Origin of the sequence: Nocardia pneumoniae NBRC 100136 (assembly GCF_000308755.1) — a bacterium.
In the GTDB taxonomy this organism is placed as follows: domain Bacteria; phylum Actinomycetota; class Actinomycetes; order Mycobacteriales; family Mycobacteriaceae; genus Nocardia; species Nocardia pneumoniae.
In genome coordinates, this window is sequence record NZ_BAGF01000052.1 from 28,458 (window position 1) to 44,929 (window position 16,472).

General features: G+C 69.6%; 16 protein-coding genes. 8 read left to right on the forward strand and 8 right to left on the reverse strand.

Features of this window, described 5'->3' with window-relative positions; genetic code table 11:
- Positions 1 to 247 precede the first annotated feature (247 nt).
- A complete protein-coding gene (cei, locus tag ON34_RS16515) occupies positions 248 to 925 on the forward strand; it encodes an envelope integrity protein Cei (RefSeq protein WP_040780333.1) in 678 nt (225 codons plus the stop codon).
- On the opposite strand, the gene ON34_RS16520 is transcribed toward cei, so the two are convergent.
- Positions 926 to 1,858, reverse strand: a complete 933-nt coding sequence (locus tag ON34_RS16520) for an inositol monophosphatase family protein (protein ID WP_083889496.1) — start codon at positions 1,856 to 1,858, stop codon at positions 926 to 928.
- 171 nt (positions 1,859 to 2,029) lie between these two features.
- Between ON34_RS16520 and ppgK the strand changes: the two genes are divergently transcribed.
- Entirely contained in the window at positions 2,030 to 2,788 is a 759-nt protein-coding gene (gene ppgK / locus ON34_RS16525) for a polyphosphate--glucose phosphotransferase (protein WP_040780261.1), read from the forward strand.
- Between the two features lie 193 nt (positions 2,789 to 2,981).
- Complete coding sequence (locus tag ON34_RS16530) at positions 2,982 to 4,361, forward strand: RNA polymerase sigma factor (RefSeq protein ID WP_040780262.1); 1,380 nt, start codon at positions 2,982 to 2,984, stop codon at positions 4,359 to 4,361.
- Positions 4,362 to 4,464: 103 nt separating this feature from the next.
- On the opposite strand, the gene eutC is transcribed toward ON34_RS16530, so the two are convergent.
- From eutC to ON34_RS16555, 5 genes are all read right to left on the reverse strand, one after another.
- Positions 4,465 to 5,250, reverse strand: coding sequence for an ethanolamine ammonia-lyase subunit EutC (gene eutC, locus ON34_RS16535; RefSeq protein ID WP_051022748.1), 786 nt, complete (start codon positions 5,248 to 5,250; stop codon positions 4,465 to 4,467).
- Positions 5,247 to 6,659, reverse strand: a complete 1,413-nt coding sequence (locus ON34_RS16540) for an ethanolamine ammonia-lyase subunit EutB (RefSeq protein WP_040780264.1) — start codon at positions 6,657 to 6,659, stop codon at positions 5,247 to 5,249. Before ON34_RS16540 ends, eutC begins: the two co-directional genes overlap by 4 nt.
- Complete coding sequence (eat, locus tag ON34_RS16545; protein WP_040780265.1) at positions 6,656 to 8,077, reverse strand: ethanolamine permease; 1,422 nt, start codon at positions 8,075 to 8,077, stop codon at positions 6,656 to 6,658. The genes ON34_RS16540 and eat overlap by 4 nt, the downstream gene beginning before the upstream one ends.
- Positions 8,078 to 8,516: 439 nt before the next feature.
- Positions 8,517 to 9,701 (reverse strand): cation:proton antiporter, encoded by a 1,185-nt coding sequence (locus ON34_RS16550; protein WP_040780266.1) that lies wholly within the window; start codon positions 9,699 to 9,701, stop codon positions 8,517 to 8,519.
- A gap of 4 nt (positions 9,702 to 9,705) precedes the next feature.
- Positions 9,706 to 10,188: a cation:proton antiporter regulatory subunit gene (locus tag ON34_RS16555; RefSeq protein WP_040780267.1), complete on the reverse strand. Its 483-nt coding sequence runs from the start codon at positions 10,186 to 10,188 to the stop codon at positions 9,706 to 9,708.
- A gap of 111 nt (positions 10,189 to 10,299) precedes the next feature.
- On the opposite strand from ON34_RS16555, the gene ON34_RS16560 reads away from it, so the two are divergent.
- Positions 10,300 to 11,472: a sensor histidine kinase gene (locus tag ON34_RS16560; protein WP_040780339.1), complete on the forward strand. Its 1,173-nt coding sequence runs from the start codon at positions 10,300 to 10,302 to the stop codon at positions 11,470 to 11,472.
- A complete protein-coding gene (locus ON34_RS16565; protein ID WP_040780269.1) occupies positions 11,469 to 12,116 on the forward strand; it encodes a response regulator in 648 nt (215 codons plus the stop codon). Before ON34_RS16560 ends, ON34_RS16565 begins: the two co-directional genes overlap by 4 nt.
- Here ON34_RS16565 and ON34_RS16570 read toward each other — a convergent pair whose 3' ends face one another.
- Positions 12,117 to 12,476 carry a DUF952 domain-containing protein gene (locus ON34_RS16570; RefSeq protein WP_040780271.1) on the reverse strand — a complete coding sequence of 120 codons (360 nt, stop codon included), beginning with the start codon at positions 12,474 to 12,476 and terminating at the stop codon, positions 12,117 to 12,119. It abuts the gene before it with no gap.
- Positions 12,477 to 12,752: 276 nt separating this feature from the next.
- Between ON34_RS16570 and ON34_RS37630 the strand changes: the two genes are divergently transcribed.
- On the forward strand, positions 12,753 to 12,947 hold the full coding sequence (locus ON34_RS37630; protein ID WP_036538000.1) for a DUF7455 domain-containing protein: 195 nt from the start codon (positions 12,753 to 12,755) through the stop codon (positions 12,945 to 12,947).
- Positions 12,948 to 13,053: 106 nt separating this feature from the next.
- Here the strand turns inward: ON34_RS37630 and ON34_RS16580 are convergent, their stop codons facing one another.
- The gene (locus ON34_RS16580; protein WP_051022750.1) at positions 13,054 to 13,809 is read right to left on the reverse strand and encodes a TetR/AcrR family transcriptional regulator C-terminal domain-containing protein; all 756 of its coding nucleotides are present in this window, start codon (positions 13,807 to 13,809) and stop codon (positions 13,054 to 13,056) included.
- A gap of 275 nt (positions 13,810 to 14,084) precedes the next feature.
- Between ON34_RS16580 and ON34_RS16585 the strand changes: the two genes are divergently transcribed.
- Together ON34_RS16585 and ON34_RS16590 are read left to right on the forward strand one after the other, a co-directional pair.
- Positions 14,085 to 15,842: a DEAD/DEAH box helicase gene (locus ON34_RS16585; protein WP_040780275.1), complete on the forward strand. Its 1,758-nt coding sequence runs from the start codon at positions 14,085 to 14,087 to the stop codon at positions 15,840 to 15,842.
- Positions 15,842 to 16,396: an SWIM zinc finger-containing protein gene (locus ON34_RS16590; RefSeq protein WP_040780277.1), complete on the forward strand. Its 555-nt coding sequence runs from the start codon at positions 15,842 to 15,844 to the stop codon at positions 16,394 to 16,396. Before ON34_RS16585 ends, ON34_RS16590 begins: the two co-directional genes overlap by 1 nt.
- Positions 16,397 to 16,472: the final 76 nt, after the last annotated feature.

Below are 16,472 nucleotides of genomic sequence, written 5' to 3' on the forward strand. Positions count from 1 at the left end.
GGGCGGATCGCACCGATCCACTCGCGATAGCGCTGGGTAAACGCAGGACATGCCCTTCTTGTTCCCGCGACCGACCACCGGTTTCAGCACTGGTGATTCGATCTGGGCCGCCAGACAATAGCGGACCCCAGAGCAAAAGTCGCAATCAAAACACAGCCGCGTCGAAACTGAGGGGCAATCGACACCGTCCGTGGAACGCACCGAGACCTTGCACGGCGCCCGGGACACATTTTCGTAGAGTGTGTTGGTGGTTTCACTGATCACCGAAGGCGCCGCGACGGATTCGCACGGTCGGCCGTTCCTTCGGCGCCGCCCCCAGCCCTGGCTCATCATGCTCGGCGTTCTCGCGTTGATCTGCGGGATCGTCTGGATCAAGGCACTCACGACGCAGGACACCGATCACACCGCGATGGCCTGCAACTCCCCCAGTCCCGCCACCGATCCCGCTGCGCCGCAACCGACTCCGCTCGGCCAGCGGGTCGGCGCGGGGCGGCTGCAAGACGTGGAACCCGCCCCGCTGGCGGCCAGCAAGGTGCGCGTGCTGAACGCGAACAACCAGCGCGGGCAGGCCGCCCACGTCGCCGCGCAGCTCGGCGATCTCGGCTTCGGGAGCGCGCCGGGGACGCAATACGGCAACGATTCGGTATACGTCAACGGCGATCTGGAGTGCACGGGCCAGATCCGCTTCGGTGTGAACGGGCGTCCGGCCGCCGCCGCGGTGCAACTGGTCGCACCGTGCGCCGAGCTGATCGAGGACCAGCGCGGCGACGACACCGTCGATCTGGTGCTCGGTTCGCTGTTCCGGGACATCCGGCCCAGCAACGACGCCGAGGAGGTGCTGCGCTCGCTGAAGAATCCGGCGCCGGGCAACTCGACGGCGATCGATATCGAGCTGCTCGACGCGGCGCGGCAGGCCCGCTGCTGATCAGCGATCCGGAATCGGCTCGGTAGCGCCGACGCGGGCCAGCAGCGCCGCGAGTTCGTCGGCGATGCCGGGCGCGGCGGCCACCACCAGGTCGCCGTCGGAACCCGGGGACGTGGCGGGCGGCAGGGTCAGCCGCGCGCCCGCCTCGGCGGCGATCAGCGCGCCCGCACCCCAGTCCCAGGCGTTGAGGCCGTGCTCGAAGTACGCGTCCACCTGGCCCGCCGCGACATGGCACAGATCCAGCGCCGCCGCGCCGAAGCGGCGGATGTCGCGTACGTGCGGCAGCACCTGCGCGATCAGCTCGGCCTGCCGGGTCCTGCGCATGCTGCCGTAGCCGAATCCGGTGGCGACCAGCGACATCGAGACCGAGTCGACGGACGTGCAGCGCAGATGCTCCACCACGCCGTCGGCGCCGACGCGCAGCGCGCCGAGCCCGAGCCCGGCGCTGTAGGTGGCCGCCCGCGCGACGTCGACCACCGCGCCCGCGACCGGTCGCCCACCGCGCAGGGCCGCCACCGAGACGGCGTAGCCCGGGATGCCGTAGAGAAAGTTGACCGTGCCGTCGATCGGGTCCACGACCCAGTGGACGGTGTCGGCGCTCGCGTCGTCGAGACTGCCGCCGCCCTCCTCGCCGAGGATCGGGTCGCCGGGGCGCTGTTCGGCGAGCAGTCTTCGGATCAGCTCTTCGGTTTCGGTGTCCACGATGGTCACCGGGTCGGTCGCGTGGCTCTTGGCCTGCACGGCGCCTTCCGCGTGTGCGCCCGCGGGGCCGAATACTTCGGGACGGCGGGCGCGGACATGGGCGGCGGCGGTCTCGGCGAGATCGACCGCGACGCGGCGCAGATCGGCCTCGTCGCCGCGCGCGACGATCGAGACGAAGGAGTCGGGGGTGTAGTCGGACACTGATGATGAGGTTTCCGGCACGCCTTCCATCGCATCACAGATCCTCGTCGAACGCCCAGCCCCGGTGTCGCATTACTCTTGTCGTGCACGACACAGCGCCGTCGTCGGGCATCCCATCGCATCGCCCTGTCACGGCGTGCTGGGTCCGGGTGCGGCGACGCTGTCACCACATCGGCCAGCACAGGGAACGAGGGGTTAGTCATGTCCGCTCGGGGGCACGCATTCGGTATCGATATCGGCGGTAGCGGCGTCAAAGGCGCCGCGGTGGATCTGGCCACCGGCGAATTGGTCCATGAGCGGATCAAGATCGCGACGCCGCATCCCGCGACACCACAGGCGGTGGCCGATGCGGTGGCCGAGCTGGTCGCCAAGGCGCAGTGGGACGGGCCGGTCGGGCTCACCCTGCCCGCGGTGGTGATCGGCGGCGTGGCGCGCACCGCGGCCAACATCGACAAGTCCTGGATCGGCACCGACGCGCGGACGCTGTTCTCCACCGCGCTCGGCGGCCGTCCGGTCACCGTGCTCAACGACGCGGACGCGGCGGGCATGGCCGAGGACCGCTACGGCGCGGCAAAGGATTTCACCGGGCTGGTCCTGCTGCTGACCTTCGGCACCGGCATCGGCTCCGCGCTGCTCTACCACGGCACGCTGGTGCCCAACACCGAGCTCGGTCACGTGGAGGTCGGCGGCAGGGAGAGCGAGCACCGCGCGGCGGCGTCGGTGAAGGAGCGCGACGGCCTGACCTACGAGCAGTGGGCCGCGGAAGTCAGCGTCGTGCTGACCACGCTGGAGAACCTCTTCTTCCCGGTCGTGTTCGTCGCCGGTGGCGGCATCAGCCGGGATGCCGATCAGTGGATTCCCTTGCTCACCAACCGAACGCCGGTCATTCCCGCCCACCTGCGGAATACCGCTGGCATCGTCGGCGCGGCAATGGCGATCGACGGGGGCATCACCCCCTGAGGCGCGCGGGCGCGGCGGGGATGCCGTTCCTGGCATCGGGCCATAGGTACCCTGGTTAGATCGTTACAATGGAACGTGCCCGGCTGAGCCGGAGAAACCCCGACCGGCCCTCCGCCGGTGAAACCCGACAGATCGCTCCGCCGGAACACTACTCTGGCGTGACGCCGCACGAGACCGTCACGAAAGGGCGTACGTGGTAGCCACGAATACCCGTCAGACCGCCGAATCGGCCGATGCCGACTCCGCAGATGTAACCGCAGCACGGCCGGTCCGTAAGGCTGCCGCGAAGAAGGCTCCGGCGAAGAAGGCCGCCGCCAAGAAGGCGCCTGCCAAGAAGGCCGCCAAGGCGACCAAGGCTCCGGCGAAGAAGGCCAGCACCAAGAAGGCGGGGCCGGACGGCGAGCCGGGCGCCGAGGAAGCCATCGACGACGAGTCGCTCGACCTCGACGATCTCGGCGATCTGGAGGTCTCCGACGAAGACCTCGCCGACGGTGACGATCTGGTCGACGTGGCCGAAGACGCCGACACCGAGGAAGCCGAGAGCGAGGAGGCCGACGAGCCGACCGCCGCGGAGAAGGCCTCCGGCGATTTCGTCTGGGACGAGGAGGAATCCGAAGCGCTGCGGCAGGCCCGCAAGGACGCCGAGCTCACCGCCTCGGCCGACTCGGTGCGTGCCTACCTCAAGCAGATCGGCAAGGTCGCCCTGCTCAACGCCGAGGAGGAGGTCGAGCTCGCCAAGCGGATCGAGGCCGGTCTCTACGCGGCGGAGAAGGTGCGCGAGTTCACCGAACAGGGCGAGAAGCTGCCGGTCGCGATGCGGCGCGACTACAACTGGATCATCCGCGACGGCAACCGGGCCAAGAACCACCTGCTCGAGGCCAACCTGCGCCTGGTCGTGTCGCTGGCCAAGCGGTACACCGGCCGCGGTATGGCGTTCCTGGATCTGATCCAAGAGGGCAACCTGGGTCTGATCCGCGCGGTGGAGAAGTTCGACTACACCAAGGGCTACAAGTTCTCCACGTACGCCACCTGGTGGATCCGCCAGGCCATCACGCGCGCCATGGCCGACCAGGCCCGCACCATCCGCATCCCGGTGCACATGGTCGAGGTCATCAACAAGCTCGGCCGCATCCAGCGCGAGCTGCTCCAGGATCTCGGCCGCGAGCCGACGCCGGAGGAGCTGGCCAAGGAAATGGACATCACGCCGGAGAAGGTGCTGGAGATCCAGCAGTACGCGCGTGAGCCCATCTCGCTGGACCAGACCATCGGCGACGAGGGCGACAGCCAGCTCGGCGACTTCATCGAGGACTCCGAGGCCGTCGTCGCGGTGGACGCGGTGAGCTTCACGCTGCTGCAAGACCAGCTGCAGTCCGTGCTGGAGACCCTGTCGGAGCGCGAGGCGGGCGTCGTCCGGCTGCGCTTCGGCCTCACCGACGGTCAGCCGCGCACCCTCGACGAGATCGGCCAGGTCTACGGGGTCACGCGCGAGCGCATCCGCCAGATCGAGTCGAAGACCATGAGCAAGCTGCGCCATCCCAGCCGGTCGCAGGTGCTCCGCGACTACCTGGACTAGATCGCTTCGTCTCGACGCCCGCATTCGTTGTGCCGCTCGATGTTCCAGCGGCACCGTGATTGCGGGCGTCGCGTTTTCCGGATCCCACCGACGGCCACCGACCTCATTCGATCGAAATGACCGCGCCGGGGCCGATGGCGTCGGAGCGCGAGGTGTCCTTCAGGTCGACGCCCGAACGACCGAGCAGGCGTGCGCCGGCGACCAGCCCCGCCACCACCTTCGCGGCCTCTCGATAGCCCAGGCCTTCGGGCGGGTGGATATTGGAGACGCAATTGCGGTCGGCGTCGGTGCGCCCCGGACGGGGCAGGTGGGTCAGGTAGATGCCCAGACTGTCGGCCACCGACAGGCCGGGACGCTCGCCGATCAGCACCACGACCGTCGCCACGCCCATGGCCGCGGCGATGTGGTCGCCGAGCGCCACCCGCGACTGCGTGGCGATCACCGGCGCGGCGAGCCGATAACGCGGCGCGAGTTCGTCGACGAGCGCGTCCAGCGTTTTCGTGCCGTGCTCGGCGAGCGCTCGAGGCGAGAGACCATCCGCGAGGACGAATCCGATGTCGGCGCCGGAGTGCGGAATCGGCGTGAGCGCACCGTCGGCGGGCAACCGCCCCAGATCCGGCCTGCGCAGGTACTCGGCCCGGTCCCGGGCACGGCTGCGGACGTGGACCGCGGCGCCGAGCCCGGCCGCGTCCACCCGTTCGGTCAGCGCCGCCACGTCCAACGGCAGGTGGACGGCGTCGCGCGCGGCCGCGTGTGCGGCGCGGAATTCCAGCACGCGTCTGGTCGGCAACGCGTCGCCGCTGCGGCCGAGGCCGATCCTGGACTGGGTGGTGCGGCGCAACTCGTCCCAGAAGGCCTGGGCGGCGGCGCTCGGCTGCGGCGGGCTCATCGGGCGGCCGCCAAGGCGCGCAGGGGCGAGGTGAGCGGCTCCACCGGAAGCACCCGGCCATTGGCGTCCATCATGCCCAAGCGGCCCAGCCATGCCTCGAATTCCGGGGCGGGGCGCAGGTTGAGCACCTGCCGCGCGTACAACGCGTCGTGGAAGCTGAGGCTCTGGTAGCCGAGCATGACGTCGTCGGCGCCGGGAACGGCGATGACGAAGGCGCACCGTGCGGCGCCGAGCAGGGTCAGCAACGTGTCCATGTCGTCCTGGTCGGCTTCGGCGTGGTTGGTGTAGCAGACGTCCACGCCCATCGGCAGGCCGAGCAGTTTGCCGCAGAAGTGGTCCTCCAGGCCCGCCCGGATGATCTGTTTGCCGTCGTAGAGGTACTCCGGACCGATGAAACCGACCACCGTGTTCACCAGCAGCGGGTCCAGCTCCCGCGCCACCGCGTAGGCCCGCGCCTCCAGGGTCTGCTGGTCGACGGGCCGTCCCCCGGTCCCCAGGTGCGCGCCCGCCGACAGCGCCGAACCCTGTCCCGTCTCCAGGTACATCACGTTGTCCCCGACGGTGCCGCGGCGCAGGGCACGCCCCGCCTCGTTCGCTTCGCGCAGCAGCGCGAGGTTCACCCCGAAACCCGCGTTCGCGCCTTCGGTGCCCGCGACGGACTGGAACACCAGGTCCACCGGCGCGCCCGCCTCGATCAGCCCGATCGTGGTGGTCACGTGCGACAACACGCACGACTGCGCGGGGATGTCGAAGCGGGTCCGCACCTCGTCGAGCAGGCGCAGCAGGTCGGCGGTGGCCTGCGGAGAGTCGGTGGCGGGGTTGATGCCGATCACCGCGTCGCCGCAGCCGAGCAGCAGTCCGTCCAGGACCGCTGCGGCGATGCCGCGGGGATCGTCGGTGGGGTGGTTGGGCTGCAGGCGGGTGGCCAGGGTGCCCGGCGCGCCGATCGTGGTGCGGAAACCCGTGGTCACCTCGGCGGCGCGGGCGACGGCGATGAGGTCCTGGTTGCGCATGATCTTGCTGACGGCGGCCACCATCTCGGGCGTGAGCCCGGGCGCGACAGCACCCAGGACGGCGCCCGCGTCGGCATCGGCGGCGACGGCGAGCAGCCGGTCCCGCAGTCCACCGACGGTCAGGTGGGCGATCGGCGCGAACGCGCCGCGATCGTGCGTGTCGATGATCAGCCGGGTGACCTCGTCGGTCTCGTACGGCACCACCGGATCGCGCAGGAAGTCGGTGAGCGCCACCTCGGCCAGTGCCCACTGCGCGGCGGCGCGCTCGGCGTCGGACTCGGCCGCGCAGCCGGCGAGTTGGTCGCCGCTGCGCAGCGGTGTCGCCTTGGCCATGAGCTCGACCAAACCGTCGAAGCGGTAGGTCCTTTCGCGCAGCCGCTGCACGTAGGAACTCATGCCGCGTCCTCCTCGGCGCGGGCGAGCACCGCGAACTCCTCGTCCGGCGAACTCGCCACCAGCCGGTGGCGGCTGTAGAGGCCGAAGTAGGCCATGAATCCGCAGAACACCGCGAGCGTCCAGCCCGCGGCCACGGGGTCGACCAGGAACGTCGCGATCACCGCCGCGCACGCGACGACGAGGGCGAACGCGGTGGTCGCCATGCCGCCCGGTGTGCGGTACGGGCGCGGCATGTCCGGCTCGCGCACCCGCAGCACCAGATGGCTGACCATGATCAGCACATAACTCACCGCGGCACCGAAGACGGCCATGTTCAGCAACATCGCCCCCTTGCCGGTCAGCGACAGCGCGAAGCCGATGACACCGGGCACGATCAGCGCGAGCACCGGGGCCTTGCGCGCGCTGGTCACCGACAGGCTGGTCGGCAGGTAGCCCGCACGGGAGAGCGCGAAGGTCTGCCGCGAGTACGCGTAGACGATGGAGAAGAAGCTGGCCACGAGTCCGGCCAGGCCGACGTAGTTCACCAGCTTCGCGGTCCCACCCGCGCCGAGCGCCTCGACCAGGGGGTTGCCGGAAGTCGAAATGGCTTGCGCGCCCAGCGAACCGGTGGCGAGAACGAGAACGGCCGCGCCGGTGACGATCAGCACGAGCATCGCGCTGACGATGCCTTTGGGCACGTTCTTCTCCGGTTCGCGCGCCTCCTCGGCCGCCAGCGGCACCCCTTCCACCGCGAGGAAGAACCAGATCGCGAACGGCACCGCGGCCCAGATCCCGAACACCCCGAACGGCAGGAACGCCGAGCTGCCCACCGCGTCCGGGTCGGCAGGGATGTCGGTGAGGTTCGCCATGTCGAAGCGCCCCCACGCGGCCAGCGCGAATACCAGGAGCCCGACCAGCGCGATCGCGGTGATCACGAACATCGCCTTGAGCGCCTCGCCCGCGCCGGCCAGGTGCACACCGATGAAGATCGCGTACACGGCCAGATACACCCACCACCCGTCGGTGATCCCGAACAGGTTCAGTGATTCGACGTACGCGCCGATGAAGGTAGCGATCGCCGCGGGTGCGATCGCGTATTCGAGCAACACCGCGGTGCCGGTGGCGAATCCGCCCCAGGGCCCGAGCGCACGCCGCGCGAAGGTGTAGCCGCCACCTGCCGCGGGCAGCGCCGCCGAGAGCTCGGCCATGCCCAGCACCATGGCCAGATACATGCCCGCGATCAGCACCGTCGCGATCAGCAGTCCACCGAATCCGCCCTGGGCGATACCGCTGTTCCAGCCCGCGTAGTCACCTGAGATCACATAGCTCACGCCGAGCCCGGCCAGCAGCACCCAGCCCGCCGTGCCCGAGCGCAGGGTGCGTTTCGCCAGATAATCGTCACCGGCGTCGCCGGTGTCCCGCAGTTCCTCGATCGCCATCGCGCACCGAACTCCCTCATCCACATACCGATTGGTCGGTGGACCAATTCTTGGGAGGGAATGTTGCCCGAGTGTGAAACGGCGTTACGGTCACGATCCACGTGCCCGTGACAGAGCGCACACCACCAGCCCCGCCACAAGGAGGCAGACGTCCGGGGTGTCGCCTCGCGCCTTCAATTGCCCCGTCGCAGCCTTGCTGGTGGCCTGGGGTCGGCCCTGCCCGACGCGAGCGCAAGTCAACGGCTCCCGTCGTGCCTCTACAGCGGCGGCAGCGGGTCTTTACTACGCCCCTGCGAGCAGACCGGTACGGAGCCGATACTTTCGGAATCGGCGCTGATCTTGCTAGCGACCAGAATCGGGCGTCAGGGCGGGCATCTGGACCGCAACCTCGTTCCGGCGCACACGCAACGCGCCTCGAGCACGAAACCTCGCGGGCTGATCAGGAGATCGCGGGCTCCGGACGTCCGCGGCGTTGCAGCAGCCCCACCATCGGCTCGACCACTCGCGCCGCGATCGGGCCGAGCACCGCCATCAGCAGCACATAGGTCGACGCGAGCGCGGTGAGCTGCCCGTCCATCGCACCCGCGCCCACTGCCAATCCCGCGATGACGATCGAGAATTCGCCTCGTGCCACCAGCGCCGCGCCCGCCCTGGCCCGGCCCATCCGGCGGATGCCCTGCCTGGCCGCGGCCCACCAGCCAGTGGCGATCTTCGTCGCCATCGTGATGGCCGCCAGCGCGATCGCCCAGCCCAGCACCGGCGGAATCGACCGGGGGTCGGTGTTGAGCCCGAACGCTACGAAGAAGATCGCCGCGAACAGGTCGCGCAGCGGTTCCAGCAGCCTCGCCGCCTCGTACGCCGTCGACCCCGAGATCGCGATGCCCAGCAGGAACGCCCCGACTGCGGCCGAGACGCTCAACGCCGAGGAGACGCCGGCCACCAGCAAGGCCCCGCCGAGCAACGTCAGCAGGAACACTTCGCGGTCGGCGCTGTCCACGATCGCCGAGACCTGGCGGCCGTAGCGCAGCGCCACCACGAGGACCAGGGTGATCGTCACCATCGCCACGGCCAGCGCACGCATCCCGCTGATCCAGCTCAGCCCGGCCAGAACCGTGGTGAGGATCGGCAGGTAGACCGCCATCGCCAGATCCTCGAACACGAGGATCGACAGGATGACCGGCGTCTCGCGGTTACCGAGACGGCCGAGATCGTCGAGGACTTTCGCCACGATGCCCGAGGAGGAGATGTAGGTGACGCCCGCCATGGTGATCGCGCCGGTGAAACCCCAGCCCAGGATCAGGGCCACCACCGCGCCGGGTGTCGCGTTGACGGCGATGTCGACGACTCCGGCGGCCCATGAGCGGCGCAGTCCGGTGACCAGTTCCGTGGCGGTGTACTCCAGCCCGAGGAGCAACAGCAGCAGAACGACGCCGATCTCTCCGGCGATATGACCGAACTCGTAGGCCGACTGGAGTTCGATGACACCGCCCTGCCCGAAGGCGACGCCGCCGATCAGGTAGAGCGGGATCGGCGACATGCCGACGCGGCCGGCGACACGACCCAGCATGCCGAGGGCGAAGAGAACCGCTCCGAGCTCGATCAGGGCGAGCGCGGTGTCCGTCACGTGCTCAGCCGTGCGTCAAGATCTTCGCGGCGGCATCGAGACCCTCCGGGGTGCCGACGACCACGAGCAGGTCGCCCGCGGTGAAGGTGAAATCGGGACCGGGTGAGGGATGCAGTTGTCCGGCCCGCATGACCGCGACGATGGAGACCTTCGTGCGGGTGCGCATCTGGGTTTCGCCGAGAGTGCGCCCGTCGTAGGGCGACTCGTCGGCGATCGGTAGCTGACGGGTGGTGATGCCGGGCAGGTCGCGGTGGTCGTCGTTGAGCTTGGCGACCAGCTGCGGTACGCCGAGCAGATTGGCCAGCACCGCCGCCTCGTCGGTGGTCAGCGGGATCTGCGCGGCGCAGGCATCCGGATCCTCGAGCTTGGAGACGATCAGGTCGATATCACCGTCGCGGTGGGCGACCACGCCGATTCGGCGACCGGAGCGCACTTCGAAGTCCTTGCGGACACCGATGCCGGGTAGTGCGGTGACGTCGACGTTCACGCCCTCCAGATTAGCCGGATGCCGGAGCCGATGAACCGTTCCGTCATCACTTCGGCCGATGGCGCGTCGCGTGCCCTGTGCTGTGATGGAGGCGTGCGACGGTGGTCGGAGATGCCCGAGCGAACGCGGGACGCGCTCGGCGCGGTGATCGTGTTCGCCGGCGGCGCGGCGCTGTATCTCACCGGACTGTCCACGATGACCGAGCGCGGCGAGCAGCTGCCGCTGTGGGTGCGGTTCGGCGTGCTGCCCGCGGTGTGCCTGGCGACGTTGTTCCGCCGCCGGAATCCGATGGCGGCCATGCTCGGCGGACTGGTTCCCCTGGCGGTGGACACCTGGCTCGGCGCGACGCTGCCGGTGTGGCTGATCTACGCCGACCTGATCTATTCCGCCGTGCTTTACGCCGGGCGGCGGGCATCGCGGATCACGACGCTGTGCTGGTCGGTGTTCTGTGCCCTGATCGTGGTGCTCACGCTGGCGCTGACCGGCGACGCGCGTGCGGTCGCGCTGGCGCTGGTGGCGGTGTTCAGTTTCGTGGCGACGCCGCTGTGGTGGGCGAACTCGGTGCGCACGCACAAAGAGATCGCGGCGGCCGAGCGCACACGCGCGCAGGCGTTGACCCTGGTCGCCGAACTCGATCGGCGCGCGGCCATCGCCGACGAGCGCACCACGATGGCACGCGACCTGCACGACGTGATCGCCGGTCACCTGTCGGCCATCGCGATCCAGTCCGAGGCGGCACTGCGGATGCTGGCCCGCCGCGACGAACCAGCGGTCACCGGAATCATGCGATCCATCCGTTCCAACAGTGTCGGCGCGCTGCAGGAGATGCGCACGATGATCGGGTTGCTGCACAGCGACGGCGATGCCGAGGAGGTAGCCGCGCCCCGCAGGCTGGCCCAGCTGCCGATCCTCGTGGACGCGGCACGGGCGGCGGGGATCTCGGTGCGGGTGCACGAGGCGCTCGACGGCGCGACGCTGCCGAGCGCCGTGGACCAGGCCGCCTACCGGATCGTTCAGGAAGCGCTGACCAACGCCATGAAACACGCGCCCGGACAGGAGGTTTCGATCGACGTGCGCGCCGAGGACGAGGTGTTGAGCGTAACGATCCGCAATCCGACCGTCTCCGTGCGGCCGCACCACGCCCCGGCTCGAACCGGGCACCGAGGACTGGTGAACATGCGCGAGCGCGCCGCCGCGCTCGGTGGAAGCTTCCGCGCCGGAATGGATTGCGGCTGCTGGGAAGTGCTGGCCCGGCTGCCGTTCGGCTCCGCGAGCGCGTCATGACGATCCGGGTGGTGATCGCCGACGACCACGCGGCGATTCGCGCGGGGCTGCGGATGATCCTGGACGTCGAGGACGACATCGACGTGGTCGGCGAGGCCGCCGACGGGGATATCGCGATCGCGCAGGCCACAGCTCTGCGGCCGCATGTGGTGCTGATGGACGTGCGGATGCCCGGGATGGACGGGATCACCGCGACCGAACGGATCACCGCCGACGGTTCGGCCCGGGTACTCATCCTGACCACGTTCGACCTGGACGAGTACGTTTTTCGCGCGCTGCGCGCCGGCGCGTCCGGGTTCGTGCTGAAATCCGCGTCGGGGCACTCGCTGGTCGAGGCGGTACGCGCGGTCGCGGCGGGTGACGGTGTGCTGGCCCCGGAAGTGACGAAGGCCGTGATCTCGGCGTTCGCGACGTCGAAACATGCTGCGCCGCATTCTCTTCCGGCCGGGCTGGCCGAACTCACCGAGCGGGAACGGGAAGTGCTCGACTGCCTGGGCGACGGTCTGTCCAACGCGCAGATCGCCGCCAGGCTGTTCATCGGCGAGACGACGGTGAAAACGCACGTCTCGCGGGTGCTGATGAAACTCGGTGTGCGATCGCGGGTTCAGGCCGCGATCGTCGCCCGCGAGATCCGCGGCCGGTGATCATCCGGCGAGCGGAGCGAATGTCCCGTCCGCGCCGGGCAGATACTCCTCCACCGCGGTGACCGCCGCCACCGGCAACGGCCCGTACAGATGAGGGAAGAGCATCGACTCCGGATCGCTCGGCACGCCGGGCTCCCATTCGATCGGCGCGCCCACCCGGCGGGGGTCGATGCGCAGCAGCACCAGATCGCGGCGTCCCGCGAACAACCGGTTGGCGGGCAGGTGCACCTGCTCGGGCGCGGAAAGATGGATGAATCCCGCCTCACCGAGCGAGGGCGCGCGGTACTCGCCGGTTTGCCGGGCGGAAAGCCACTCCGCCGAAGTGCATAGGTGAACCAGCGTGTGAGTGTCGTAGGTCACGGGTAATCTCCGGGTGGACAACTGGATCGGCCGATCGAGGATGTGATCGAGTGCACTTCGACAACCTGACCTGTGGCGTTCGCCTGTAGCGAAATCCCAGGTCGTGTTATCGAAAACACACTGCATCATTCGCGGGAACAAAGTCCCCCGTCCCGAACGTCTGACAGAGTAGTCATACCCCTGCTGGGAAGTAGCGGTAGCGAGCTCGTGGTGAGTGACCACGGGCCCCACACCAGGTGAACGGTCGTCGGGACCGGGAGCCAGGACGGAGGAGTCATGCCAGGAACCCTGACAAGCACCCCACTGACCGCGGTCGATCGTTGCGACCGTTGCGGGGCGGCGGCCCGAGTGCGTGCCGTACTTCCCGCGGGTGGAGAGTTGCTCTTCTGCCAGCACCACGCGAACGAACACATGGATCGACTGCGTGAGCTCGACGCCGTGATCGACACGGAGTCCGCTCCCGCGCTCTGATTCGCTCCTCGCGTCCTGACACAACAGCATCGGACAACAGAACACCGTCAACCATCGGCAGCGGGCGACCAACAGGTCGCCCGCTGTCGCCGTGTTCGACGGCCGGTCAGTGCGCCGACACCGCGCCGAGGATGCCGTCCAGCAGCCTGGCCAGCCCGTAGTCGAACGCGCCGTCCGGGTCGGCGGGCGCCTGGTACAACTCGCCCACCGCCGCGCCGACCCGCGACGCCAGCGGGAACTCACTCGGCGGCATGACCGCCGTGAGCAGCGGACCGTGCACCTCCCACCAGCGTGAATCGCTCATCCGGCGCGTCTCGCGGGCGGCGGCGACCGCCATGCGCGCGTTGCCGGTCGCGAACTCCGACAGCACGGCGATCACCCGATCCATCGCCACGTCCGGCAGGCCGATCCCCTCGAGCGCGGCGAGCTGCCGTTCGTAGCGGCGCATCCGTCCTGGACCGAGCACCAGCCGCCACGGGGGCACCTCGAGCAGCCAGGGGTGCGCGATCAGTTCCGCCCGAACCTGACGGGCCACCCTCGCAATGCGTTCGCGCGGGGGGAGGTCACCCGGAATGGGTGCGTCCTCCTCGGCCACCGCGTCGACCATGAGTATCGCGAGCGCCTCTTTGCTCGGCACGTACGTGTAGAGACTCATCGGCCGCAGCCCCAGCTCCGCCGCGACCGCGCGAATGGAGACCTTCTCGTAGCCCTCCCGGTCCGCGAGTGCGACCGCTGCCGCGACCACCGCGTCGACGCTGACGGTCTGCTTCGGGCCGCGTCCCGCCGGACGCGCGGGAAGCTCGTGCCGCCACAGCAGGCTCATCACCTGTTTCGCCTGTTCGACGGAGATTTCCTCGCTCATGACGGGGTCTCGTCGACGCTTGGCTGGCTCCTATCCAGGGGCACGCCGGGTCCTCGGTTCCCGCTGACGCTCACTCCCGCACCTCGCTGATGCTCGACCTCCGCGTACGCAGCAGCCCGCTGTGGCAGTGCCGCACGCGCTGGCCTTCACTCATGGCACTCCTCGGAACAAATCCAGTACAGTGTACGTTGTTCACCGTACTCCGTACGGTATACGTTGATTCGAAGGGGTCCGCTCTGTCCAGCACACACGCCACTTACCTGCCGGATCGGCACATGTTCGCCCTGTGGACGTGGTCGGGAAGCGATGCCGGACCGGCGCCGCGTGGACACGGCGACCGCGAGACGCTCGCGCTCGTCCTCCCGTGCGGCGCCGACGGTGCGCTCGAGGTCACCGACGTCGACGCCGCGCTGCTCGACCCGGACGATTTCGCGGATCTGACGGTCGAGCATCCAGGAGATTCGGTCCTGCTCTGGCAGGACGTCCTGCGCGACGCCCGCGAGCCGGGCGCGGAAGCGCCCGACGACCCCGAACTGCCGATAGCCGCCCATGCCGTGCCGGTTGCGTCCGGCACCTCCATCGTGTCGGCCCAGCGCGCGCTGCGGGTCCTGCGGGACACCGAGGCCGTGGCGGCGGACCTGCGCGCGACGCTGAAGGCGCGGCTGCGGCCCTACCAGGCACGGGGCGTCGGCTGGCTGCGCGAAACCGCCGACGCGGACGGCGGCGCGGTGCTCGCCGACGAAATGGGGCTCGGCAAAACCGTGCAGACCATCGGCTTCCTGCTCGGCCGCGCCGAGGCTGGGCCACAGCTCGTGGTCTGTCCGACCTCGCTGGTCGGCAACTGGGCGTACGAGATCGGCCGGTTCGCGCCGGGACTGCGCGTGATCGCCTGGCGCGGCGGCGAGATCGCGGCCGACGCGGCGACGGTCGTCGTCACCGGTTATCCCACCTTGCGGCTGCACGGTCGGCTGCTGACCGGACAGCGCTGGGCGACGGCGGTCTTCGACGAGGCGCAGGCGGTGAAGAATCCGCGCACCCAGGTCGCGAAGGCGGCGCGGGCGATCGACGCCGCGGCCACGATCGCGCTGACCGGCACGCCGGTGGAGAACCATCTCGACGAACTGTGGGCGCTGCTGAACCTGGTGGCGCCACGGTCGTTCGGGCACCGGACGCAGTTCCGGCGGCGATTCGTGCGGCCGATCCAGGAGGGGTCGGCGACCGCGGCGGCACGGTTGCGCGACACCATCGAGCCGGTCGTGCTGGCGCGCAAGAAGAGTCAGGTCGCGGCGGCGCTGCCCGCGAAGATCCACAGCGACCTGCTCTGCGACCTCACCGCCGAGCAGGAGCGGCTCTACGACCAGCTGCTCGCCCGGGCCGTGGACGACGGATTCGGCGCGGGCATCGAGCGCCACGGCCGCGTGCTCGCCGCGCTGACCTCGCTGAAGCAGGTGTGCAACCATCCCGGACTGGTCACCGGCGAACTCGGCGAGCTGGCCGGTCGATCCGGAAAACTCGATCTGTGCACCGACATCCTGGCGACCAATCTCGACACGGCCAGCCCCACGTTGGTGTTCACCCAGTACCGCCGGACCGGTGAGCTGCTCGTGCGCCATATCGCCGAGCAGTTCGGGGTGCGGGCGCCCTTCTTCCACGGCGGGCTGAACCAGGCCGGACGCGCCGAGATCGTCTCCCGGTTCCAGGCCGAGGACGGGCCGCCGATCCTGGTGCTGAGCCTGCGCGCGGCGGGCACCGGACTCACCCTGACCCGCGCCGCCGATGTCATCCACTTCGACCGCTGGTGGAACCCGGCGGTGGAGGCGCAAGCCTCCGACCGCGCCCACCGGATCGGCCAGACCCGCACCGTCACCGTCACCACACTCACCTCGGCCACGACCGTGGAGGAGCACATCGCGGGCATGCACGACCGCAAGGCCGCCCTGACCGACCTCGGCGACGCGACCGGTATCGCGGCCCTCGCCGCGCTCGGCGACGAACAGCTCATCGAGATCCTGCGCCGCAAAAGGGAGAACTGATGGCGGACAATGAATTTGGCTACACCGCGTGGGGCATGGACTGGGTGCGCCTCGCCGAGCCGTTGCGCCAGACCCGGCCGGATCCCCTGCTCCCGCGCGCCCGCAGCATCGCGCGCAACAACGGCGTGCAGGCCACCGTCGATGGAGGGGTGGTGCGCTCCATCATCCATCGCGGCGGTCAGGCCTCGCTCACCCACCTGGAAGTGGCGCCGCTGACCAGGGCCGCGATCACGGCCATCGCCGCGATCGCGCCGGACCCGTCCGCGCTGACCGACGACATGCACCGCGCGATCGCAGGGGCGGGAATCCCGCTCGCGCCGGTGCTGGCTGGCACCGACTGCTCCTGCACGGCACGATCGGCGCGGTGCGTGCACGTCCTCGCCGTGTACTACGAGATGGCCCGCAAGGTCGACGAGGATCCCCGGCTCGCCTTGGAGATCCAGGGCTATTTCGCTACGGGCCCACAAGATTCGGACATACAAGCGCCACCAGCGCGATGGACGCCCATCTCCGCGCTCGATCCGACGCGGTTCTTCACCACAGCTCAGACCTGAGCCGACCCGGTGCGTCGATCGGTTCTGATGAGGACCGCGGTGTTCCGGCGGATGGGCGAGGTCTCCCCAGGGCGGT